At 46.5% G+C, this 23,759-nt stretch carries 12 protein-coding genes, 9 tRNA genes, 5 rRNA genes and 1 other annotated feature; all 26 genes read left to right on the top strand.

The genetic code is table 11. The annotated features are described in order from the left end of the window. The first annotated feature begins 89 nt into the window (after positions 1 to 89). Positions 90 to 3,005 (top strand): 23S ribosomal RNA (locus HLI_RS10940). A gap of 142 nt (positions 3,006 to 3,147) precedes the next feature. Next, a 5S ribosomal RNA gene (rrf, locus tag HLI_RS10935) occupies positions 3,148 to 3,261 on the top strand. 14 nt (positions 3,262 to 3,275) lie between these two features. Next, positions 3,276 to 3,351 (top strand) — tRNA-Val (locus HLI_RS10930). A gap of 15 nt (positions 3,352 to 3,366) precedes the next feature. Continuing rightward, a tRNA-Thr gene (locus HLI_RS10925) sits at positions 3,367 to 3,442 on the top strand. A gap of 61 nt (positions 3,443 to 3,503) precedes the next feature. After that, positions 3,504 to 3,579 (top strand) — tRNA-Lys (locus HLI_RS10920). Between the two features lie 6 nt (positions 3,580 to 3,585). Then, positions 3,586 to 3,667 (top strand) — tRNA-Leu (locus tag HLI_RS10915). A 6-nt stretch (positions 3,668 to 3,673) separates the two neighbouring features. After that, a tRNA-Gly gene (locus tag HLI_RS10910) sits at positions 3,674 to 3,748 on the top strand. Between the two features lie 56 nt (positions 3,749 to 3,804). Further along, a tRNA-Leu gene (locus HLI_RS10905) sits at positions 3,805 to 3,893 on the top strand. A 12-nt stretch (positions 3,894 to 3,905) separates the two neighbouring features. After that, positions 3,906 to 3,982: transfer RNA gene (locus HLI_RS10900), tRNA-Arg, on the top strand. Between the two features lie 6 nt (positions 3,983 to 3,988). Beyond that, positions 3,989 to 4,065 (top strand) — tRNA-Pro (locus HLI_RS10895). A gap of 13 nt (positions 4,066 to 4,078) precedes the next feature. Beyond that, a tRNA-Ala gene (locus HLI_RS10890) sits at positions 4,079 to 4,154 on the top strand. 118 nt (positions 4,155 to 4,272) lie between these two features. Next, positions 4,273 to 5,839 (top strand): 16S ribosomal RNA (locus HLI_RS10885). Between the two features lie 179 nt (positions 5,840 to 6,018). Beyond that, positions 6,019 to 8,934 (top strand): 23S ribosomal RNA (locus HLI_RS10880). 88 nt (positions 8,935 to 9,022) lie between these two features. Then, positions 9,023 to 9,136 (top strand): 5S ribosomal RNA (rrf, locus tag HLI_RS10875). Together the 16S, 23S and 5S rRNA genes with 9 tRNA genes alongside form the textbook arrangement of a ribosomal RNA operon. Positions 9,137 to 9,222: 86 nt before the next feature. Continuing rightward, positions 9,223 to 9,915, top strand: a complete 693-nt coding sequence (locus HLI_RS10870; RefSeq protein ID WP_128524993.1) for an MgtC/SapB family protein — start codon at positions 9,223 to 9,225, stop codon at positions 9,913 to 9,915. 161 nt (positions 9,916 to 10,076) lie between these two features. Further along, complete coding sequence (locus tag HLI_RS10865) at positions 10,077 to 10,538, top strand: CtsR family transcriptional regulator (RefSeq protein WP_128524992.1); 462 nt, start codon at positions 10,077 to 10,079, stop codon at positions 10,536 to 10,538. A gap of 20 nt (positions 10,539 to 10,558) precedes the next feature. Beyond that, positions 10,559 to 11,107, top strand: coding sequence for a protein-arginine kinase activator protein McsA (locus HLI_RS10860; RefSeq protein ID WP_128524991.1), 549 nt, complete (start codon positions 10,559 to 10,561; stop codon positions 11,105 to 11,107). After that, on the top strand, positions 11,107 to 12,177 hold the full coding sequence (locus HLI_RS10855; RefSeq protein WP_128524990.1) for a protein-arginine kinase McsB: 1,071 nt from the start codon (positions 11,107 to 11,109) through the stop codon (positions 12,175 to 12,177). The genes HLI_RS10860 and HLI_RS10855 overlap by 1 nt, the downstream gene beginning before the upstream one ends. Positions 12,178 to 12,196: 19 nt before the next feature. After that, the gene (gene clpC, locus HLI_RS10850) at positions 12,197 to 14,662 is read left to right on the top strand and encodes an ATP-dependent protease ATP-binding subunit ClpC (protein WP_128524989.1); all 2,466 of its coding nucleotides are present in this window, start codon (positions 12,197 to 12,199) and stop codon (positions 14,660 to 14,662) included. Positions 14,663 to 14,831: 169 nt separating this feature from the next. Further along, entirely contained in the window at positions 14,832 to 16,211 is a 1,380-nt protein-coding gene (gene radA / locus HLI_RS10845; RefSeq protein WP_128524988.1) for a DNA repair protein RadA, read from the top strand. Next, positions 16,212 to 17,285 carry a DNA integrity scanning diadenylate cyclase DisA gene (disA, locus tag HLI_RS10840; RefSeq protein ID WP_128524987.1) on the top strand — a complete coding sequence of 358 codons (1,074 nt, stop codon included), beginning with the start codon at positions 16,212 to 16,214 and terminating at the stop codon, positions 17,283 to 17,285. It abuts the gene before it with no gap. 154 nt (positions 17,286 to 17,439) lie between these two features. Further along, on the top strand, positions 17,440 to 18,540 hold the full coding sequence (locus tag HLI_RS10835) for a PIN/TRAM domain-containing protein (RefSeq protein ID WP_128524986.1): 1,101 nt from the start codon (positions 17,440 to 17,442) through the stop codon (positions 18,538 to 18,540). A 101-nt stretch (positions 18,541 to 18,641) separates the two neighbouring features. Next, on the top strand, positions 18,642 to 19,838 hold the full coding sequence (locus HLI_RS10830; RefSeq protein ID WP_347232244.1) for a bifunctional 2-C-methyl-D-erythritol 4-phosphate cytidylyltransferase/2-C-methyl-D-erythritol 2,4-cyclodiphosphate synthase: 1,197 nt from the start codon (positions 18,642 to 18,644) through the stop codon (positions 19,836 to 19,838). Positions 19,839 to 19,899: 61 nt separating this feature from the next. Next, positions 19,900 to 21,369, top strand: a complete 1,470-nt coding sequence (gene gltX / locus HLI_RS10825) for a glutamate--tRNA ligase (RefSeq protein ID WP_128524984.1) — start codon at positions 19,900 to 19,902, stop codon at positions 21,367 to 21,369. Between the two features lie 44 nt (positions 21,370 to 21,413). After that, positions 21,414 to 21,634, top strand: a binding site (T-box leader). 69 nt (positions 21,635 to 21,703) lie between these two features. Then, positions 21,704 to 22,366, top strand: coding sequence for a serine O-acetyltransferase (gene cysE / locus HLI_RS10820; RefSeq protein WP_128524983.1), 663 nt, complete (start codon positions 21,704 to 21,706; stop codon positions 22,364 to 22,366). Continuing rightward, positions 22,356 to 23,756, top strand: a complete 1,401-nt coding sequence (gene cysS, locus HLI_RS10815) for a cysteine--tRNA ligase (protein WP_128524982.1) — start codon at positions 22,356 to 22,358, stop codon at positions 23,754 to 23,756. The genes cysE and cysS overlap by 11 nt, the downstream gene beginning before the upstream one ends. Positions 23,757 to 23,759: the final 3 nt, after the last annotated feature.

The raw sequence follows: 23,759 nt of genomic DNA, 5'->3' as shown, positions 1-23,759 counted from the left end.
AAGGAATCAATAGTGGTCATCTAACGATGACGCTAGTGATGACAAGACATCAAACATCGAAATTGTAATCAACGTCTTTTCACGAAGATAGTTAAGTGAATAAGGGCGCACGGTGGATGCCTTGGTACTAGGAGTCGATGAAGGACGGGACTAACACCGATATGCTCCGGCGAGCCGTAAGTAGGCTTTGACCCGGAGATTTCCGAATGGGGAAACCCACTGTTCGTAATGGAACAGTATCCTATACTGAATACATAGGTATAGGAAGGCACACCCGGGGAACTGAAACATCTAAGTACCCGGAGGAAGAGAAAGCAAATGCGATTTCCCGAGTAGCGGCGAGCGAAACGGAATCAGCCCAAACCAGAAAGCTTGCTTTCTGGGGTTGTAGGACACTCCATCGGAGTTACCAAGGAGGAAGATAGACGAATCGGCCTGGAAAGGTCAGCCAGAGCAGGTAACAGCCCTGTAGTCGAAATCTTTCTCCCTCCGGAGTGGATCCTGAGTACGGCGGAACACGAGAAATTCCGTCGGAATCCGGGAGGACCATCTCCCAAGGCTAAATACTTCCTAGTAACCGATAGTGAACCAGTACCGTGAGGGAAAGGTGAAAAGCACCCCGGAAGGGGAGTGAAAGAGAACCTGAAACCGTGTGCCTACAAGTAGTCGGAGCCCGTTAATGGGTGACGGCGTGCCTTTTGTAGAATGAACCGGCGAGTTACGACCGTATGCGAGGTTAAGCAGCAGAAGCGGAGCCGCAGCGAAAGCGAGTCTGAATAGGGCGAGTGAGTATGCGGTCGTAGACCCGAAACCGTGTGATCTACCCATGTCCAGGGTGAAGGTCAGGTAACACTGACTGGAGGCCCGAACCCACGTAAGTTGAAAATTACGGGGATGAGGTGTGGGTAGGGGTGAAATGCCAATCGAACACGGAGATAGCTGGTTCTCTCCGAAATAGCTTTAGGGCTAGCCTCAGAATAGAAAGTCTTGGAGGTAGAGCACTGATTGGACGAGGGGCCCCTATCGGGTTACCGAATTCAGTCAAACTCCGAATGCCAACGACTTTGTTCTGGGAGTCAGACCGTGGGTGATAAGGTTCATGGTCGAGAGGGAAACAGCCCAGACCGCCAGCTAAGGTCCCAAAGTGTGTGTTAAGTGGAAAAGGATGTGGAGTTGCTTAGACAACCAGGATGTTGGCTTAGAAGCAGCCATCATTGAAAGAGTGCGTAATAGCTCACTGGTCGAGTGACTCTGCGCCGAAAATGTACCGGGGCTAAACACACCACCGAAGCTGCGGATTGATCTTACGATCAGTGGTAGGAGAGCGTTCTAAGGGCCGTGAAGTCAGACCGTAAGGACTGGTGGAGCGCTTAGAAGTGAGAATGCCGGTATGAGTAGCGAAAAAAGAGTGAGAATCTCTTTCACCGAATGCCTAAGGTTTCCTGAGGAAGGCTCGTCCTCTCAGGGTTAGTCGGGACCTAAGCCGAGGCCGAAAGGCGTAGGCGATGGACAACAGGTTGATATTCCTGTACCACCTCCTTTCCGTTTGAACGACGGGGGGACGCAGGAGGATAAGGAGAGCGCGCCATTGGATGAGCGCGTCCAAGCAGTGAGACGGTCGGATAGGCAAATCCGTCCGGCAACGTCAAGCTGTGATGGGGAGGGAAATTTAGTACCGAAGCTCCTGAGTTCACACTGCCAAGAAAATCCTCTAGTGAGGAAAGAGGTGCCCGTACCGCAAACCGACACAGGTAGGCGAGGAGAGGATCCTAAGGTGAGCGGGAGAACTCTCGTTAAGGAACTCGGCAAAATGACCCCGTAACTTCGGGAGAAGGGGTGCTCCTCTGCCGAGGAGCCGCAGTGAAAAGGCCCAAGCGACTGTTTACCAAAAACACAGGTCTCTGCGAAGCCGTAAGGCGAAGTATAGGGGCTGACACCTGCCCGGTGCTGGAAGGTTAAGGGAATGCGTTAGCGTATGCGAAGCGTTGAACCGAAGCCCCAGTAAACGGCGGCCGTAACTATAACGGTCCTAAGGTAGCGAAATTCCTTGTCGGGTAAGTTCCGACCCGCACGAAAGGTGCAACGACTTGGGCACTGTCTCAACGAGAGACCCGGTGAAATTATACTATGTGTGAAGATGCACATTACCCGCGACAGGACGGAAAGACCCCGTGGAGCTTTACTGTAGCCTGATATTGAATGTTGGTACAGCTTGTACAGGATAGGTAGGAGCCTTGGAAGCCGGAGCGCTAGCTTCGGTGGAGGCGCTGGTGGGATACTACCCTGGCTGTACGGACATTCTAACCCAGGACCGTGATCCGGTCCGGAGACAGTGTCAGGTGGGCAGTTTGACTGGGGCGGTCGCCTCCCAAAGAGTAACGGAGGCGCCCAAAGGTTCCCTCAGAATGGTTGGAAATCATTCGCAGAGTGTAAAGGCACAAGGGAGCTTGACTGCGAGACCTACAAGTCGAGCAGGGACGAAAGTCGGGCTTAGTGATCCGGCGGTACCGCATGGAAGGGCCGTCGCTCAACGGATAAAAGCTACCCCGGGGATAACAGGCTTATCTCCCCCAAGAGTCCACATCGACGGGGAGGTTTGGCACCTCGATGTCGGCTCATCGCATCCTGGGGCTGTAGTCGGTCCCAAGGGTTGGGCTGTTCGCCCATTAAAGCGGTACGCGAGCTGGGTTCAGAACGTCGTGAGACAGTTCGGTCCCTATCCGTCGTGGGCGTTGGAAATTTGAAAGGAGCTGTCCTTAGTACGAGAGGACCGGGATGGACACACCGCTGGTGTACCAGTTGTTCCGCCAGGAGCATCGCTGGGTAGCTACGTGTGGTCGGGATAAGTGCTGAAAGCATCTAAGCATGAAGCCCACCTTGAGATGAGATTTCCCTTTGCTTTAAGCAAATAAGATCCCTCAGAGACGATGAGGTTGATAGGTCCGAGGTGGAAGCGTGGTGACACGTGGAGCTGACGGATACTAATGGATCGATGACTTATCTATAGAGATTTCGTTCGTGAAAAGTCGATGTGCATTCGACGATGATGTTTCCTTATCCAGTTTTGAGGGTTTATAAAAAACTTTTATTTTTCCCTTGAAATTTTCACGAAAGGACAATATAATATATCTTGTCCTTGAAAAAAGGTTTGGTGGCGAAGGCGAAGAGGTCACACCTGTTCCCATGCCGAACACAGCAGTTAAGTTCTTCAGCGCCGATGGTAGTCGGGTCGATCCCCGTGAGAGTAGGACGCTGCCAAGCTTTTAATAAAACCCGGAGGATTAGCTCAGCTGGGAGAGCACTTGCCTTACAAGCAAGGGGTCGCAGGTTCGAGCCCTGCATCCTCCACCATTTCTTTTTAAGTTAGCCGGCCTAGCTCAACTGGCAGAGCAACTGATTTGTAATCAGTAGGTTGGGGGTTCAAGTCCTCTGGCCGGCACCATGAGTTGCTTGATGCTAACTTAAAAATGAAAAATCATAGTTTAAAGTGCTTATTACATTAAGAGCCATTAGCTCAGTTGGTAGAGCATCTGACTTTTAATCAGAGGGTCGAAGGTTCGAATCCTTCATGGCTCACCATGTCTTGCGGGTGTGGTGGAATTGGCAGACACGCTAGATTTAGGATCTAGTGCTTCACGGCGTGGGGGTTCAAGTCCCTCCACCCGCACTTTAAGCGGAAGTAGTTCAGTGGTAGAACACCACCTTGCCAAGGTGGGGGTCGCGGGTTCGAATCCCGTCTTCCGCTCCATTAATTTTAATAGAGCTACTTATACGAACAACAAGATTGCGAACATAAATTGTCAAGCCGGGGTGGCGGAATTGGCAGACGCACAGGACTTAAAATCCTGCGGTGGGTTTCCACCGTGCCGGTTCGAGTCCGGCCCTCGGCACCAAAAAACACATATGCGCCCGTAGCTCAATTGGATAGAGCGTCTGACTACGGATCAGAAGGTTAGGGGTTCGACTCCTCTCGGGCGCGCCATTTTAACGGGAAGTAGCTCAGCTTGGTAGAGCACTTGGTTTGGGACCAAGGGGTCGCAGGTTCGAATCCTGTCTTCCCGACCATTCCCAATCAGATGGGGCCTTAGCTCAGCTGGGAGAGCGCCTGCTTTGCACGCAGGAGGTCAGCGGTTCGATCCCGCTAGGCTCCACCATTATTTATTGATCTTTGAAAACTGAACGAACCAACCAGTACGTCAAGATATTTCTTCTTATAAAGAAGAGAATTGAAACAAGCACATTCGGTGTGCAAATGAGCAAGTCAAACTAACTTTTATGGAGAGTTTGATCCTGGCTCAGGACGAACGCTGGCGGCGTGCCTAATACATGCAAGTCGAGCGCGGGAAGCGAGTGGATCCCCTTCGGGGGTGAAGCTCGTGGAACGAGCGGCGGACGGGTGAGTAACACGTGGGCAACCTACCTGTAAGATCGGAATAACCCCGGGAAACCGGGGCTAATGCCGGGTAATACTTTTCTTCGCATGAAGGAAAGTTGAAAGATGGCCTCTGGCTATCACTTACAGATGGGCCCGCGGCGCATTAGCTAGTTGGTGAGGTAACGGCTCACCAAGGCAACGATGCGTAGCCGACCTGAGAGGGTGATCGGCCACACTGGGACTGAGACACGGCCCAGACTCCTACGGGAGGCAGCAGTAGGGAATCTTCCGCAATGGACGAAAGTCTGACGGAGCAACGCCGCGTGAACGATGAAGGTCTTCGGATCGTAAAGTTCTGTTGTTAGGGAAGAACAAGTGCCGTGCGAATAGAGCGGCACCTTGACGGTACCTAACGAGGAAGCCCCGGCTAACTACGTGCCAGCAGCCGCGGTAATACGTAGGGGGCAAGCGTTGTCCGGAATTATTGGGCGTAAAGCGCGCGCAGGCGGTTCCTTAAGTCTGATGTGAAAGCCCACGGCTCAACCGTGGAGGGTCATTGGAAACTGGGGAACTTGAGGACAGAAGAGGAGAGTGGAATTCCACGTGTAGCGGTGAAATGCGTAGATATGTGGAGGAACACCAGTGGCGAAGGCGACTCTCTGGTCTGTTTCTGACGCTGAGGTGCGAAAGCGTGGGTAGCAAACAGGATTAGATACCCTGGTAGTCCACGCCGTAAACGATGAGTGCTAGGTGTTAGGGGGCTTCCACCCCTTAGTGCTGAAGTTAACGCATTAAGCACTCCGCCTGGGGAGTACGGCCGCAAGGCTGAAACTCAAAGGAATTGACGGGGGCCCGCACAAGCGGTGGAGCATGTGGTTTAATTCGAAGCAACGCGAAGAACCTTACCAGGTCTTGACATCCTTGGACCACCCTAGAGATAGGGTTTTCCCTTCGGGGACCAAGTGACAGGTGGTGCATGGTTGTCGTCAGCTCGTGTCGTGAGATGTTGGGTTAAGTCCCGCAACGAGCGCAACCCCTAATCTTAGTTGCCAGCATTCAGTTGGGCACTCTAAGGTGACTGCCGGTGACAAACCGGAGGAAGGCGGGGATGACGTCAAATCATCATGCCCCTTATGACCTGGGCTACACACGTGCTACAATGGATGGTACAAAGGGCAGCGAAGCCGCGAGGTGTAGCAAATCCCATAAAACCATTCTCAGTTCGGATTGTAGGCTGCAACTCGCCTACATGAAGCCGGAATCGCTAGTAATCGCGGATCAGCATGCCGCGGTGAATACGTTCCCGGGCCTTGTACACACCGCCCGTCACACCACGAGAGTTGGCAACACCCGAAGTCGGTGAGGTAACCTTTATGGAGCCAGCCGCCGAAGGTGGGGCCAATGATTGGGGTGAAGTCGTAACAAGGTAGCCGTATCGGAAGGTGCGGCTGGATCACCTCCTTTCTAAGGATTTAGAACGGAAGCGTACTTGGTTGGTTGTTCAGTTTTGAGAGATCAAACGATCTTTCAATCTGTGAACCTTGAAAACTGGATAAGGAATCAATAGTGGTCATCTAACGATGACGCTAGTGATGACAAGACATCAAACATCGAAATTGTAATCAACGTCTTTTCACGAAGATAGTTAAGTGAATAAGGGCGCACGGTGGATGCCTTGGTACTAGGAGTCGATGAAGGACGGGACTAACACCGATATGCTCCGGCGAGCCGTAAGTAGGCTTTGACCCGGAGATTTCCGAATGGGGAAACCCACTGTTCGTAATGGAACAGTATCCTATACTGAATACATAGGTATAGGAAGGCACACCCGGGGAACTGAAACATCTAAGTACCCGGAGGAAGAGAAAGCAAATGCGATTTCCCGAGTAGCGGCGAGCGAAACGGAATCAGCCCAAACCAGAAAGCTTGCTTTCTGGGGTTGTAGGACACTCCATCGGAGTTACCAAGGAGGAAGATAGACGAATCGGCCTGGAAAGGCCAGCCAGAGCAGGTAACAGCCCTGTAGTCGAAATCTTTCTCCCTCCGGAGTGGATCCTGAGTACGGCGGAACACGAGAAATTCCGTCGGAATCCGGGAGGACCATCTCCCAAGGCTAAATACTTCCTAGTAACCGATAGTGAACCAGTACCGTGAGGGAAAGGTGAAAAGCACCCCGGAAGGGGAGTGAAAGAGAACCTGAAACCGTGTGCCTACAAGTAGTCGGAGCCCGTTAATGGGTGACGGCGTGCCTTTTGTAGAATGAACCGGCGAGTTACGACCGTATGCGAGGTTAAGCAGCAGAAGCGGAGCCGCAGCGAAAGCGAGTCTGAATAGGGCGAGTGAGTATGCGGTCGTAGACCCGAAACCGTGTGATCTACCCATGTCCAGGGTGAAGGTCAGGTAACACTGACTGGAGGCCCGAACCCACGTAAGTTGAAAATTACGGGGATGAGGTGTGGGTAGGGGTGAAATGCCAATCGAACACGGAGATAGCTGGTTCTCTCCGAAATAGCTTTAGGGCTAGCCTCAGAATAGAAAGTCTTGGAGGTAGAGCACTGATTGGACGAGGGGCCCCTATCGGGTTACCGAATTCAGTCAAACTCCGAATGCCAACGACTTTGTTCTGGGAGTCAGACCGTGGGTGATAAGGTTCATGGTCGAGAGGGAAACAGCCCAGACCGCCAGCTAAGGTCCCAAAGTGTGTGTTAAGTGGAAAAGGATGTGGAGTTGCTTAGACAACCAGGATGTTGGCTTAGAAGCAGCCATCATTGAAAGAGTGCGTAATAGCTCACTGGTCGAGTGACTCTGCGCCGAAAATGTACCGGGGCTAAACACACCACCGAAGCTGCGGATTGATCTTACGATCAGTGGTAGGAGAGCGTTCTAAGGGCCGTGAAGTCAGACCGTAAGGACTGGTGGAGCGCTTAGAAGTGAGAATGCCGGTATGAGTAGCGAAAAAAGAGTGAGAATCTCTTTCACCGAATGCCTAAGGTTTCCTGAGGAAGGCTCGTCCTCTCAGGGTTAGTCGGGACCTAAGCCGAGGCCGAAAGGCGTAGGCGATGGACAACAGGTTGATATTCCTGTACCACCTCCTTTCCGTTTGAACGACGGGGGGACGCAGGAGGATAAGGAGAGCGCGCCATTGGATGAGCGCGTCCAAGCAGTGAGACGGTCGGATAGGCAAATCCGTCCGGCAACGTCAAGCTGTGATGGGGAGGGAAATTTAGTACCGAAGCTCCTGAGTTCACACTGCCAAGAAAATCCTCTAGTGAGGAAAGAGGTGCCCGTACCGCAAACCGACACAGGTAGGCGAGGAGAGGATCCTAAGGTGAGCGGGAGAACTCTCGTTAAGGAACTCGGCAAAATGACCCCGTAACTTCGGGAGAAGGGGTGCTCCTCTGCCGAGGAGCCGCAGTGAAAAGGCCCAAGCGACTGTTTACCAAAAACACAGGTCTCTGCGAAGCCGTAAGGCGAAGTATAGGGGCTGACACCTGCCCGGTGCTGGAAGGTTAAGGGAATGCGTTAGCGTATGCGAAGCGTTGAACCGAAGCCCCAGTAAACGGCGGCCGTAACTATAACGGTCCTAAGGTAGCGAAATTCCTTGTCGGGTAAGTTCCGACCCGCACGAAAGGTGCAACGACTTGGGCACTGTCTCAACGAGAGACCCGGTGAAATTATACTATGTGTGAAGATGCACATTACCCGCGACAGGACGGAAAGACCCCGTGGAGCTTTACTGTAGCCTGATATTGAATGTTGGTACAGCTTGTACAGGATAGGTAGGAGCCTTGGAAGCCGGAGCGCTAGCTTCGGTGGAGGCGCTGGTGGGATACTACCCTGGCTGTACGGACATTCTAACCCAGGACCGTGATCCGGTCCGGAGACAGTGTCAGGTGGGCAGTTTGACTGGGGCGGTCGCCTCCCAAAGAGTAACGGAGGCGCCCAAAGGTTCCCTCAGAATGGTTGGAAATCATTCGCAGAGTGTAAAGGCACAAGGGAGCTTGACTGCGAGACCTACAAGTCGAGCAGGGACGAAAGTCGGGCTTAGTGATCCGGCGGTACCGCATGGAAGGGCCGTCGCTCAACGGATAAAAGCTACCCCGGGGATAACAGGCTTATCTCCCCCAAGAGTCCACATCGACGGGGAGGTTTGGCACCTCGATGTCGGCTCATCGCATCCTGGGGCTGTAGTCGGTCCCAAGGGTTGGGCTGTTCGCCCATTAAAGCGGTACGCGAGCTGGGTTCAGAACGTCGTGAGACAGTTCGGTCCCTATCCGTCGTGGGCGTTGGAAATTTGAAAGGAGCTGTCCTTAGTACGAGAGGACCGGGATGGACACACCGCTGGTGTACCAGTTGTTCCGCCAGGAGCATCGCTGGGTAGCTACGTGTGGTCGGGATAAGTGCTGAAAGCATCTAAGCATGAAGCCCACCTTGAGATGAGATTTCCCTTTGCTTTAAGCAAATAAGATCCCTCAGAGACGATGAGGTTGATAGGTCCGAGGTGGAAGCGTGGTGACACGTGGAGCTGACGGATACTAATGGATCGATGACTTATCTATAGATATTTCGTTCGTGAAAAGTCGATGTGCGTTCGATGATGATGTTTCCTTATCCAGTTTTGAGGGTTCACCTCAAACTTTATATTGATGTGGTGGTGAAGGCGAAGAGGTCACACCTGTTCCCATGCCGAACACAGCAGTTAAGCTCTTCAGCGCCGATGGTAGTCGGGTCGATCCCCGTGAGAGTAGGACGCCGCCACGTCATTTGAAAGAAACCAGAAGTTAATCCTTCTGGTTTTTTCTATATCTGTACGTTTATACATATATATTAAGAAAGGAGGGGCACATATGGATTGGACTTATTTCTTCCATGAAGATATTCTATTATTCATATTCAGGCTTTTTTTTGCATTGATTTTATCAGGTCTTATCGGTTTTGAAAGAGAAGTGAAGAATCACTCTGCAGGTTTTAGAACGCATATTCTCGTAGGTGTAGGAGCATGTTTAATGATGCTGCTCTCTCTTTACGGCTTTGAGGAATTTATAGATGAATATGATCAAGTGCGCTTTGATCCTGCACGTATACCTTCTTATGTTATCAGTGGCATCGGTTTTCTTGGAGCCGGGACAATTATCGTGAATGGAATGACAATCCGGGGTCTTACGACTGCTGCTTCTATATGGACAGTAGCAGGGATCGGTTTGGTGGTAGGAGCCGGTATGTATGATGTAGCAACTGTGACAACAATTTTAGTTTTATTAAGTCTGGTATTCCTGAACAAGGTAGAAAAGGAAAAGTTCAATGGCAACCGAAAGAATGTTTTCCATTTTACAATCGATAAAGATCTCCAGATTAATATCGTTCTGGCGGTATTTGACCGTTTTGGTTTGCATGTTAGAAAATTTGATATTGTCGCATTGGATTCTGAGAAAAAGAAGATTGTAATAGAGCTGGATAAACATCAGGATTTTGATCGTACAGCACTTTTAGAGCAATTGATCGATATAGAGGGTGTCCAGCAATTTGGCCATCGTTCCTAACTGCACAGTGAAACTGTGCAGTTTTTTTGTTTTATTTCATAATGAAAAGGGGAAACATATAAGATATGAACTTCATAAACAATTTAGTTGCGTGACAAAAATAAATGAGTATAATAAAATTAAAGTCAAAGATAGTCAAAGTCAAAAGAGGGGGAGGGACAATGCGGAATATATCAGACATCATAGAAGATTATTTAAAAGGTATTTTAGATGAAAATCATCAGGCGGTAGAAATCAAACGTAGTGAAATTGCAGAGCGGTTTCAATGTGTACCGTCTCAAATCAATTATGTGATTAAAACACGGTTTACTGTGGAAAAAGGTTATATAGTAGAAAGTAAGCGTGGAGGAGGCGGGTATATCCGCATCAGCCGCGTCCAACATCGTAAGGATTCAGACATGATTTCAGAAGTGATGGAGTTGATCCACCCTCGTGTCTCTCAAACTAAGGCTATAGATATTTTGGCAAGACTTGTTGACTATGAAATCATTACAGCACGGGAAGGTAAGCTTATGGAAAGTGTCATTGACCGTGATGTACTTGCATTTCCTTTACCGTTAAGGGATGAAGTAAGGACGCGGATTATGACCGCAATGCTGTTCACCCTTAAATATAAATGTTGAGAGGGAAGGGAGAGGTTCATATGGAGTGTCAGGAATGCCACCAGCGTCAAGCGACAGTACATTTGACTCAAGTGGTCAATGGTCAAAAGTCAGAAGTCCATGTGTGTGAAAAGTGTGCGAAGGAAAATGGGTACATGAACTATGGAGAAGAGAACTTTACTTTGAATGACCTCCTTTCAGGTCTTTTTCATTCTGAAGCGCCTTCCCCCTTGAAAGATAAAAGTTCGCAAGCATACCCGAAAAAAACACAATTGAAATGCTCGAATTGTGGTCTGACCTATGAAGAATTCGCACGCATCGGTAAATTCGGTTGTGCGGAATGTTACCAAACGTTTGATGAACGATTGAATCCGATATTGAGGCGAGTTCATAGCGGAAACACAAGCCATGATGGTAAGATTCCTAAACGTGAAGGCGGCAATCTGCATCTGAGAAAAGAAGTGGAAGAATATAAATTAAATCTTCGACAATTAATTGAGCAGGAAGAATTCGAAGAGGCAGCGAAAGTTAGAGATAAGATCAGATTTCTGGAGGGCCAACTTCATAAAGGGGAGGATGGTGATGAGTAGTGTCTTTACAGCAATTTATGAATGAGGCGATCAGTCCTTGGATGAAACAAGAGGGTCCAGATAGCGATATTGTCATGAGCAGCCGCATACGTCTTGCTCGTAACTTCTCACAATATCCTTTCCCGATCATAGCTTCTGAGGATTCGTTAGATAAGGTTTTAGATTTCTTCAGTCAAGAATTCAAGAAGCGATCCTTTAGAGATTATAAAGATTTTGAAATGGTCCAAATGAAAGCATTACAACCAATTGAAAAAAGAGTTCTTGTTGAGAAACATTTGATCAGTCCTCACCTTGCTGAAAAATCGGATAAATCAGCAACACTTATTTCTCAAAATGAACAAGTTTCTATAATGATTAATGAAGAAGACCATATTCGCATACAGTTATATTTCCCAGGCTTTCAGTTGGATCAAGCTTTAGAGCAGGCCTCTCAACTTGATGATTGGCTTGAAGATAAAATTGATTACGCGTTTGATGAAAAGCGCGGTTACTTGACTTCATGCCCTACAAATGTAGGTACGGGGATGAGAGCGTCGGTGATGATGCATCTCCCTGCTTTATCCATGACCCAGCAAATCAATCGTATGACTCCAGCCATCAATCAACTTGGATTAGTGGTAAGGGGCATTTATGGAGAAGGTAGTGAAGCAGTCGGGAGTATTTTTCAAATTTCGAATCAAATCACTTTAGGTAAATCAGAAGAGGATATCGTGGAAGATTTGCACAGTGTCGTCAAACAACTGATTGACCAGGAGCGACGTGCAAGGGATGCTCTTATGAGGGGATCCGGCATTCAATTGGAAGACCGTATTTTTCGCTCCTATGGTGTTTTGAAGAATAGTCGAATCATAGAGTCTAAGGAGGCAGCTAAATGTCTATCTGACTTACGCTTAGGAATTGATTTAGGTTTCATAGACCATATTCCACGCACTATTTTAAATGAATTGATGGTTTTGACTCAGCCTGGGTTTTTACAACAATATGCTGAAGCTACGCTAAACCCTGAGGAAAGGGATATACGAAGAGCTTCTTTAATCAGAGAACGACTTCAATTAGAGAGTGAAGAATAATTGTTAGGAGGGAATGTCCATGATGTTTGGGCGATTTACAGAAAGAGCACAAAAAGTATTGGCGCTAGCTCAAGAAGAAGCGGTGCGTTTAGGACATAACAATATTGGTACAGAGCACATTTTGCTTGGATTAGTAAGTGAAGGTGAAGGGATTGCGGCCAAAGCATTGACTGCCCTTGGTCTCGAATCTTCAAAGATTCAGCAAGAAGTGGAAAAGCTGATTGGAAAAGGGGAGAAAGTTTCTCAAACCATCCATTATACGCCTCGTGCTAAGAAAGTCATCGAACTGTCTATGGATGAAGCACGTAAACTTGGACACTCTTATGTCGGCACAGAGCACATCCTCCTCGGCCTTATTCGTGAAGGGGAAGGCGTTGCAGCTAGAGTATTAAATAACCTTGGTGTAAGTTTAAATAAAGCACGTCAACAAGTGTTGCAGCTACTTGGCAACAATGAGTCTACAGGTGGACAAAATCGCCGTGGAGGCAGCTCAGGAGCTCAGGCTGCTAATGCGAATACACCTACACTTGATTCATTGGCGCGTGACTTAACAGCAATTGCCAAAGAGGGTAACATTGACCCTGTCATCGGCCGAAGCAAAGAAATCGAACGTGTTATTCAAGTGTTGAGCCGTCGTACGAAAAACAACCCGGTTCTTGTCGGTGAACCTGGTGTTGGTAAGACGGCAATTGCAGAAGGGCTTGCTCAGCAAATCATGAACAATGAGATACCTGAAATCTTACGTGACAAACGTGTAATGACGTTGGATATGGGAACAGTTGTTGCAGGCACAAAATACCGTGGCGAATTCGAAGATCGATTGAAGAAAGTCATGGAGGAGATTCGTCAAGCTGGCAACATCATCTTATTCATTGATGAATTGCATACTTTGATAGGGGCTGGAGGAGCAGAAGGTGCTATCGATGCGTCCAACATCTTAAAACCTTCTCTAGCACGTGGAGAGTTGCAATGTATCGGAGCGACCACGCTTGATGAATACCGTAAATATATTGAAAAAGACGCAGCACTAGAGCGCAGGTTCCAACCGATTCAAGTGGATGAGCCGAATCTTGAAGAATCCGTACAAATTTTACAAGGACTCCGTGACCGTTATGAGGCACACCACCGTGTAACAATTACGGACGATTCCATCGATTCAGCTGTCCGATTCTCCGATCGTTATATTACGGATCGTTTCCTTCCGGATAAAGCGATTGACTTGATTGATGAAGCAGCATCGAAGGTCCGCTTACGCTCCTACACGGCTCCGCCGAACCTGAAAGAGCTTGAGCAAAAGCTTGAAGAGGTTCGTAAGGAGAAAGATGCAGCCGTTCAAAGCCAAGAGTTTGAAAAAGCTGCTTCGCTTCGCGATAGTGAACAACGTTTGAGAGATGAATTGGAAAAAACGAAAGATGAATGGAAAGAAAAGCAAGGGCAGGAAGACTCTGAAGTCACAGTAGAGGATATCGCCTCAGTTGTATCTACATGGACAGGTGTCCCTGTTTCTAAAATGACCAAAGATGAAAGTGAGCGCTTGCTTCATTTGGAAGATACGCTTCACAATCGTATAATTGGCCAGGATGAAGCAGTCAAAGCGATTTCTAAAGCGATTCGACGCGCCCGCGCTGGCTTGAAAGATCCGAAACGTCCAATCGGTTCCTTCATCTTCTTAGGACCTACTGGTGTAGGTAAAACAGAGCTTGCCCGTGCACTGGCGGAGAGTATGTTTGGTGAAGAAGACGCCATGATCCGGATCGACATGTCTGAATATATGGAAAAACACAGCACATCACGCCTTGTAGGATCACCTCCAGGCTATGTCGGCTATGAAGAAGGCGGACAGCTGACAGAGAAAGTTCGCACCAAACCATACTCTGTCGTCCTTTTGGATGAGGTTGAAAAAGCCCACCCAGAAGTCTTCAACATTTTACTGCAAGTACTTGAAGATGGGCGTTTGACTGATTCTAAAGGACGCGTGGTCGATTTTCGTAATACCGTATTGATCATGACTTCCAACGTAGGTGCGCAAGAGCTGAAACAGAATAAATATCTAGGATTCTCTATGGGTGAAGAGAACCAGGATTATAAAGATATGAAATCTAAAGTTACCGATGCACTTAAGAAAGCATTCCGTCCAGAATTCTTGAACCGTATCGATGAAACAATCGTCTTCCATTCCTTAGAAAGAAAACACATGAACGACATTGTGACGTTAATGGCAGAAGAGCTGAGAAAACGTCTGCTTGAACAAGAAATTGACTTCACATTATCAGATGAAGCGATTGAGCATATTGCCGAGTCAGGGTTCGACCCTGAATACGGAGCCCGTCCGCTTCGTCGATCCATCCAGAAAAATGTGGAAGATTTATTATCTGAAGAGCTCTTAAAAGAGAATATCGCTAAAGGGCAAAAAGTGACGATCGATGTGGATGATGAAAAGAATTTCGTTGTTCGCAAGCAAGAAGAGTCATCTTCAACGAACTGAATAAACGTCACTTGCAAGTGATAATCTGAAAATCGGAAGGTGTTTTGCCTTCCGATTTTTTTCTTCTTCCGCTATGATTTAAGCAAGAGTAATTTAATACAAATGATATGACTATGAAACTTATTCACAATCTTTTTCGTATAAACTTATAAGAATAGAGGCGTTTATCTTGGCAAAAAGAAAAACAAAATTCGTTTGCCAGGAATGTGGGTATGAGACACCGAAATGGATGGGGAAATGCCCAGGGTGTCAGCAATGGAATACACTTGTTGAAGAAATGAGTGCACCAGCGGCGAATTCACGTCATGTATTCCAGACAAGCTCCACTTCCGCAACTACGAAACCAGAAAAAATAACAGAGATCAAATCTGATAAAGAACCCCGCTTACCTACTGACATGCCTGAATTTAACCGCGTGCTTGGTGGTGGGATCGTGGCCGGCTCACTGGTTTTGATAGGTGGTGATCCGGGTATCGGGAAATCAACCTTACTCCTTCAAGTGTCTGCACAGATTGCCAGAAAGGATTTTCCAGTCTTATATATATCTGGAGAAGAATCTTCCAGGCAGACGAAATTGAGGGCAGAACGGTTGAAAATAACTTCAGATGACCTGTACGTATTATCAGAAACCAATCTACAAGATGTAAGTAATCAAATTGAAAACATAAATCCGAAATTCGTCGTCATCGATTCAATCCAGACGATTTTCAAGGAAGATGTCACGTCTGCGCCAGGGAGTGTTTCTCAAGTAAGAGAGTGTACAAGCCACTTGATGAGGCTGGCAAAAAATAAAGGGATTCCAATTTTCATCGTTGGGCATGTTACTAAAGAAGGCTCCATCGCGGGTCCAAGGCTGCTGGAACACATGGTGGATGCAGTTCTTTATTTTGAAGGTGAAAGGCACCATACCTTCAGAATCTTAAGAAGTGTGAAGAACCGCTTCGGAAGTACCCATGAGATGGGCATTTTCGAAATGAAAGAGAAAGGATTAGAAGAAGTCCTGAACCCTTCTGAAATCTTTTTAGAGGAACGGTCCCAGGGTGCGGCTGGATCGATTGTGGTCGCTTCAATGGAAGGTACACGCCCTGTCCTGGTCGAAATCCAAGCACTTATTTCACCGACTGCTTATGGGAATCCCAGACGTATGGCTACCGGCTTGGATAATAGTCGTGTTCCCTTACTGATGGCCGTTTTGGAGAAAAGAGCTGGACTTCTTTTACAGAACCAGGATGCTTATGTGAAAGTGGCAGGAGGAGTGAAGCTGGATGAGCCTGCCATTGACTTGGCCGTAGCGATCAGTATAGCTTCAAGCTTCCGTGATCAGTCATCAAACGGTGATGATGTCGTTGTCGGCGAAGTCGGTTTGACAGGTGAAATCCGGAGAGTCGCAAGGATTGAACAAAGGGTACAGGAAGCGGCGAAATTAGGATTCAAGCGTGTCATCATCCCGAAGAAGAATATAGGTGGATGGACACCGCCTTCTGATATTGAGGTGATTGGTGTCAGTACTGTACAGGAAGCGATGAAGGTCACATTGGGGGACGCATAAATGGAATGGCATGAAATGAAAGAAAACGGAATCGGAGAAATCCTTAAACTTGTGGCACCCGGGACGCCGTTACGAGATGGAATTGATAACGTCCTCCGGGCGAAGACGGGTGGCTTGATAGTACTGGGCTACGGAGATGGCATGCGTGACCTTGTTGATGGCGGGTTCCATATCCAATCCGATTTCACCCCTGCTCACCTCTATGAATTAGCGAAAATGGATGGAGCGCTCATTTTGAACGATGAAGGCACGAAGATTCTTTTTGCGAATGCCCAATTGATGCCTGACCCGGAGATCATATCAACAGAAACAGGAATGCGTCACCGGACTGCTGAACGGGTAGCTAAACAAACAGGAGCACTTGTAATTGCCATTTCACAGCGGCGCAACGTCATAACGCTTTATAAAGGGTCACTGCGATATTCTCTTAAAGATATTGGGGTCATCCTGACGAAAGCTAACCAAGCGATTCAAACATTAGAGAAGTATAAAAATGTCTTAGATCAAAGTGTGACGAATCTTGGGGCCATGGAATTTGAAAATATGGTTTCCTTTTCTGAAGTGGTGCAAGTGGTCCATAGGGTGGAAATGGTGTTACGGACGAAAACGGAAATTCTGAACTATGTAAATGAATTGGGGACGGAAGGAAGGCTGATTCAACTTCAATTAACTGAACTCGTATCCAATATTGAAGAAGAAGCGAGCCTCTTGCTGAAAGACTATAGTAAGCGTCCGGATTATGAGCCGTATTATATTTTAAAGAAGATGCAGGAGGTTTCAAATACAGAATTGCTGTCAGATGAGCATGTCCTGAAACTGCTAGGCTACTCACCAAATGTCAAGATGACTGATGCGATCCACCCGCGTGGTTACAGGATTCTTAGTAGAATCCCGCGGCTCCCTCCTTTGATCATCTCTCATTTGGTGGAAAAGTTCGGCACATTGGATGACTTGATCCAAGCATCTCCTAAGAAATTAGTAGAAGTGGATGGAGTGGGAGAAATAAGAGCAATGAAAATCAGGGATGGCTTAGACCGCATCCAGGAACAGCTGTTCGTAGATCGACATATTTAAGAAAATTGACTTATTTAAATGCTTTGTGATATGATGATTGTTTTGTCGATTGACTTAAATTGGAAGTTATGCTAAGTTAGAAACCATCATTCCTTTTTTATATGGTTAATGGTTGTTAGGTTTGGTCATACTGTGATTGAGGAGGTGAATACAAGTGCTTAAACGAATTGTACAGTTGTTTATTGTTATAACCGGTGGGACGATCGGTTACCTCTATTTTCCAGAGCTGTTTACAACCATGGGGCTTACTTGGCAGAATTGGATTCAATCTGTTATGGGGGCCGTACTAGGAGCACTTATATTATTTTTATTAACTTTTTGGGTCGTGGATTATATTGTGGACTTTCTACGATGGGTGGAAGACACTTTAGTCCGGGCACCGGTAGCTGATTTGTTATTCGGTAGTCTAGGTCTGATTGTCGGTCTAATTATTGCTTATTTGATCAATATCCCTGTACAAGATATCCAGATTCAAGTAGTTAACCAGGTTGTACCGATCTTTTTGACATTTTTACTAGGTTACTTCGGTTTTCAAGTAGGATTCAAGCGTAAAGATGAATTCCTGAATTTAGTTTCGAAAAAAGAGAAGAGTCTCGAAGGGGAAGGATCTTCCCAAGAGAGCTCCAGTCTTGATCCTGCTTTAATTCCAAAACGTAAAATTCTTGACACAAGTGTAATTATCGATGGCCGGATTGCGGACATCTGCGAGACGCACTTTCTAGAAGGTACGATTGTGATCCCTCAATTTGTACTTGAAGAATTGCAGCATATTGCAGATTCTTCTGATGGGTTGAAAAGAAACCGCGGCCGCCGTGGATTGGACATTCTTAATCGTCTGCAGAAAGACCTCCCTGTAAACGTGGAGATTTACGAAGGTGATTTTGAGGAAATCCAGGAAGTGGATAGTAAACTTGTGAAATTAGCCAAGGTTATGAATGGTATCGTCGTTACAAATGATTTCAATTTGAACAAGGTGTGCGAGTTTCAAAATGTACAAGTCTTGAATATTAATGATCTCGCAAATGCTGTTAAACCAGTAGTTCTTCCAGGGGAAGAGATGAAGATTCAAGTCATTAAGGATGGTAAAGAGCAAAATCAAGGGGTTGCCTACCTGGACGATGGAACAATGATCGTCGTTGAAGAAGGTAAAGACTATATCGGAAAGACAATCGATGTCGTTGTCACGAGTGTCTTACAGACTTCGGCTGGCCGAATGATTTTTGCGAAACCGAAATCACTTGAAAAAGCCTTGTAAAAACGGTATAAACAAATAGAGAATGACAAAAGTGATAACAAGTGTGTTATCGCTTTTGTTGTTTTATAAAGTTATTATTTATAAGCCGAAATCAGCTTAGGATGGATATTATGACAAACTACACAGCTATTATACTGGCGGCTGGCCAAGGGAAGCGGATGCTGGCGGGTCGTAATAAGCAGTTTTTAATGATTGATCAAAAGCCGTTGATCATTCATACTCTGTCCATTTTCGATCTGGATGACTGGTGTAAAGAAATTGTGCTCGTAACGAATGAAAAAGAACGCTCTGAAATGGAACAGCTTTTCATCGACTACCCGATAAAGAAAGACATCCGTTTAGTAGATGGGGGAGCAGAAAGGCAGGATAGTGTTTTTGCGGGTTTATCTGCGGTGCACAGAGTCGAGCTTCCTGTTTTCATCCATGATGGCGCACGTCCATTTGTCTCCAGGGAACTTTTACATGAATTAGCTGAAACGACGTCTGAAAAGGAAGCAGCGCTTTTGGCTGTGCCGGTTACAGATACTATTAAACAAAGAACAGGGGAGCGTTTAACAACCCTGGATCGAAATTCTCTGTGGGCCGCGCAGACTCCTCAGTCGTTTTCTTTTCCATTGATATATGAGGCGCATCAACAAGCCAAAACACGCGGATACTATGGCACAGATGATGCCTCTTTAGTTGAGCGTTTAAATAAAGAAGTCGCTATTGTAAAAGGGAGTTATGAGAATATAAAATTGACGACGCCTGAAGATTTACATAAGGCGGAAGCGTATTTGAATAATCAACGTAATGGAAAGGTAGATGATTTCCCTATGTTTCGTATCGGCCAGGGCTATGATGTTCATCAATTGGCAGAGGGGCGCCCGTGCATAATCGGCGGTATAGAAATTCCTTATGAAAAAGGATTGTTAGGCCATTCAGATGCAGATGTATTACTTCATACTATTGCTGATGCCTGTTTAGGAGCCATCGGAGAAGGGGACATCGGCAAACATTTTCCGGATACAGCCCCTGAATTCAAAGATGCTGATTCAGGTGAACTCCTACAGCATGTGTGGCAGCTTGTTTCAGATCGTGGATACTCACTAGGAAATATCGATTGTACAGTCATTGCTCAAGCACCGAAGATGGCACCTTACATCGAACAGATCAGAGAAAATGTTTCAAGTCTGCTAAGCACAGAAAAAAGTCGGGTAAATATAAAAGCGACAACTACTGAAAAATTAGGGTTCACTGGCCGTAAAGAAGGAATTGCTGCACAAGCTGTCGTCCTATTGCAAAATAAACAGCAATAGTAAGCAAAAAATGATAAAATAAGTCAAGGATATAGACCGGAAACAGGAAAGGGGAACGATTATGTCAAACGAAGTTCGTGTGCGCTATGCGCCAAGTCCAACAGGGAACCTCCACATAGGTAATGCGAGAACTGCCCTGTTCAATTATCTGTATGCTAAAAACGCGGGTGGTAAGATGGTGATCCGTATTGAAGATACAGATGAAAAGCGAAATGTAGTAGGAGGAGAACAGAGTCAGCTCAATTACCTGAAATGGTTAGGGGTCGAATGGGATGAAAGTGCCGATTTAGGTGGTGAATATGGACCTTACCGCCAAATGGAACGACTTGATATTTACAAAAAACACGTAGATGAATTGCTCGAACGCGGGCTTGCTTATAAATGTTATATGACGTCTGAAGAACTGGAAGCTGAACGTGAAGCCCAGATGGCCCGCGGAGAAGCACCTAAATATTCAGGGGCTCACCGTGACCTGACCGAGGAACAAGTTTCCCAGTTTGAAGCGGAGGGTCGCGAACCGAGCATCCGTATTCGTGTACCAGAAAACCACACCTACACCTTCAATGATATTGTTAGAGAAGATATCACCTTCGAATCCAGTGACTTTGGAGATTGGGTCATCGTTAAGCAAAACGGGACACCCACTTATAACTTCGCTGTAGCGATCGACGATTACATGATGGACATCACTCATGTACTACGCGGGGAAGAGCATATCTCTAACACTCCTAAGCAAATGATGGTTTATGAAGCTTTTGGATGGGAGCCGCCTAAGTTTGGCCACATGACCCTGATCCTTAATGAAGACCGTAAAAAATTAAGCAAACGTGATGAGCATATTCTGCAATTTATCGAACAGTATAAGAATCTTGGTTACTTGCCAGAAGCTTTGTTCAACTTCATCACTTTGCTCGGATGGTCACCGGTAGGCGAAGAAGAGATCTTCACACAGGAAAAATTGGTTGAAATCTTTGATGCAGATCGTCTGTCTACATCTCCGGCTGTGTTTGATGCAGCGAAATTGAAGTGGATGAACAATCAATACATCAAAGCTTCGGATTTTGAAAAAGTAGTCGACCTTGCTCTTCCTCATTTAGTGGAAGCCGGGCGTTTACCTGAAGGGATGACAGAAGAGGACCGCAAATGGGCCAGGGAATTGATTGGTCTTTACCAGGAGCAATTGAGCTATGGTGCTGAAATCGTAGAACTCACGGATTTGTTTTTCAAACAAGAAATTGAATATAATGATGCAGCGATGGAAGTATTAGAAGGTGAACAAGTGCCAGAAGTACTTGAAACTTTCAAGGAAAATCTCCAGGAGCTAGAAGAATTCACACCAGAAAATATCAAAGCTCAAATAAAAGCAGTGCAAAAGGAAACTGGCCACAAAGGTAAGAAACTGTTCATGCCCGTTCGAGTAGCTACCACTGGACAGACTCATGGACCGGAGCTGCCGAATGCGATTCATTTACTTGGTTTAGAGACAGTAACCGTCCGCTTAAACGATGTATTGAATAAATTACAAGCTTAATTCGTTCACATACGGGAGATAATATCATATAGTAGAGATACCTATACGAAACGTTGATGAGGAGAAGTAAAAGATCCCTCTCTTACCCAGAGAGAATCACCTTTGGCTGGAAGTGATTCTAAGAGAAATCTTTGAAATGCACCTCGGAGTCTTTGGCTGAATGTAGTATGCTGAAGCGGGTACCTTCCGTTAGCAAGGGTGAAGTGGGGAAAGAGAGCTTATTATTTCCCAAACAGAGTGGAACCACGCCTGACGCGTCTCTGTGCCAATGTGCACAGGGGCGCGTTTTTTATCTGATGAACCGCTTTGTTTCAAATGAAGGAGGGGAGCAAGTATGGGGCTTTTAAAAATGTTTAAAGAAGATGTCGATGTGGTGTTCGACCAGGATCCTGCTGCTCGTTCTTATATTGAAGTGATATTGACATATTCCGGTTTACACGCCATTTGGTCGCACCGGGTGGCTCATGCTTGTCACAAGCGGAAGTTTTTCTTTTTAGCAAGGATCATTTCACAATTAAGCCGATTTCTGACTGGGATTGAAATTCATCCTGGAGCGAAAATAGGGCGCCGATTTTTTATCGACCACGGCATGGGGGTCGTCATTGGAGAAACGTGTGAGATAGGTGACAATGTTACGATCTTCCAAGGAGTAACACTTGGGGGAACGGGAAAAGAAAAGGGAAAAAGACATCCGACACTTTTGGATAATTCATTGGTAGCTACAGGGGCGAAAGTGCTCGGATCTATCACCATAGGGGAGCATTCCAAAGTGGGCGCAGGCTCTGTTGTCTTGAAAGACGTTCCCGATAATTCAACTGTTGTGGGGATACCGGGGCACGTCGTCATTCAAGATGGAAAGAAAGTTCAGAAGAAAGATTTGGATCACCACAAATTGCCTGACCCGGTTTATGACCGCCTGGACTATCTCGAGAAAGAGATCAGCCAGCTACGTGAAGAACTAAAAGAAGAAAAAGGAGTGAACCAGAATGGCTATTAATATATATAACACTTTGACTCGCAGAAAAGAGCCGTTTCAACCACTGGAAGAGGGTAAGGTGAAAATGTATGTATGCGGGCCTACAGTTTATAACTATATTCATATAGGGAATGCCCGCCCCGCCATCGTTTTCGATACAGTCCGCCGTTATTTTGAGTATCGTGGTTATGACGTCCATTATGTGCTCAACTTCACAGATGTAGATGACAAATTAATCAAGGCTGCTAACGAAATGGGGGAAGGTGTCACAGATATTGCCAACCGTTTCATCACAGCTTATAAAGAGGATGTCGGGGCCCTCGGGGTCAAAGAAGCTGTCGATCACCCTCGAGTGACTGAAAACATGGATGAGATCATCAGCTTCATCAATGGTTTGGTAGAGAAAGGTTATGCATATGAAGCGGGAGGAGATGTCTATTTCCGCACCCGTTCTTTTGACAATTATGGGAAGCTGTCCCAGCAATCCGTCGATGAACTTCAATCAGGAGCACGAATTGAAGTGGGAGATAAAAAAGAGGACCCTCTGGATTTCACTTTATGGAAAGAAGCAAAAGATGGAGAAATATCCTGGGATAGTCCGTGGGGCGGCGGACGTCCTGGTTGGCACATTGAGTGCTCGGCTATGGCTAAAAAATATTTAGGGGAAACGATTGACATTCATGCAGGAGGTCAAGACCTCACCTTCCCACACCATGAAAACGAAATCGCCCAATCTGAAGCTCACAACGGGCAGTCTTTCGCCAAATACTGGATGCATAACGGATACATCAATATCGATAACGAGAAAATGTCTAAATCCTTAGGAAACTTCATTTTGGCTCATGACCTTGTGAAGAAACATGACCCACAAGTCATTCGGTTCTTCATGTTGAGCGTACAGTATCGACATCCGATCAATTTCAGCGATGAATTGCTAAAAGGTGCGAAGAGCAGCTTCGATCGTATTAAAAATGCCTACGAAAACATCAAACATCGTAAACAGACAAGTTTAAGCTTGGACGACGGGCAAAGTGCTTGGATCACTAAAATTGATGGGTTCAAAGAACAATTCATCAAAGAAATGGATGATGACTTTAATACAGCGAATGCTATCTCAGTGTTATTTGATTTAACTAAGAATGCCAACCTCTACTTGCAGGAGCAGCAAACACACCATAAAGTGCTGGAGGCGTTTGAGAGAACATTTGAAGAACTTACTCGTGTTCTTGGACTTGAACTTGTGGTTCAAGATGAATTATTGGATGAAGAAGTCGATGCTCTTATCGAAGAACGTAAGCAAGCTCGAAAAGACCGTAACTTTGAAAGGGCAGACCAAATCCGTGATGAATTGAAAGATAAAAACATCATTCTAGAGGATACGTCTCAAGGGACGAGATGGAAGCGGGGCTGAAGA

The sequence above is a fragment of the Halobacillus litoralis genome (assembly GCF_004101865.1).
Taxonomy (GTDB): domain Bacteria; phylum Bacillota; class Bacilli; order Bacillales; family Halobacillaceae; genus Halobacillus; species Halobacillus litoralis_A.
Note: the sequence above shows the minus strand (reverse complement) of the source record. Positions and strands in the feature narration are given on the sequence as shown.

Coding starts and splice junctions, on each gene's coding strand:
- HLI_RS10870 (WP_128524993.1), top strand. CDS start 9,223: ATGGATTGGACTTATTTCTTCCATGAAGATATTCTATTATTCATATTC.
- HLI_RS10865 (WP_128524992.1), top strand. CDS start 10,077: ATGCGGAATATATCAGACATCATAGAAGATTATTTAAAAGGTATTTTA.
- HLI_RS10860 (WP_128524991.1), top strand. CDS start 10,559: ATGGAGTGTCAGGAATGCCACCAGCGTCAAGCGACAGTACATTTGACT.
- clpC (WP_128524989.1), top strand. CDS start 12,197: ATGATGTTTGGGCGATTTACAGAAAGAGCACAAAAAGTATTGGCGCTA.
- disA (WP_128524987.1), top strand. CDS start 16,212: ATGGAATGGCATGAAATGAAAGAAAACGGAATCGGAGAAATCCTTAAA.
- HLI_RS10830 (WP_347232244.1), top strand. CDS start 18,642: ATGGATATTATGACAAACTACACAGCTATTATACTGGCGGCTGGCCAA.
- gltX (WP_128524984.1), top strand. CDS start 19,900: ATGTCAAACGAAGTTCGTGTGCGCTATGCGCCAAGTCCAACAGGGAAC.
- cysE (WP_128524983.1), top strand. CDS start 21,704: ATGGGGCTTTTAAAAATGTTTAAAGAAGATGTCGATGTGGTGTTCGAC.
- cysS (WP_128524982.1), top strand. CDS start 22,356: ATGGCTATTAATATATATAACACTTTGACTCGCAGAAAAGAGCCGTTT.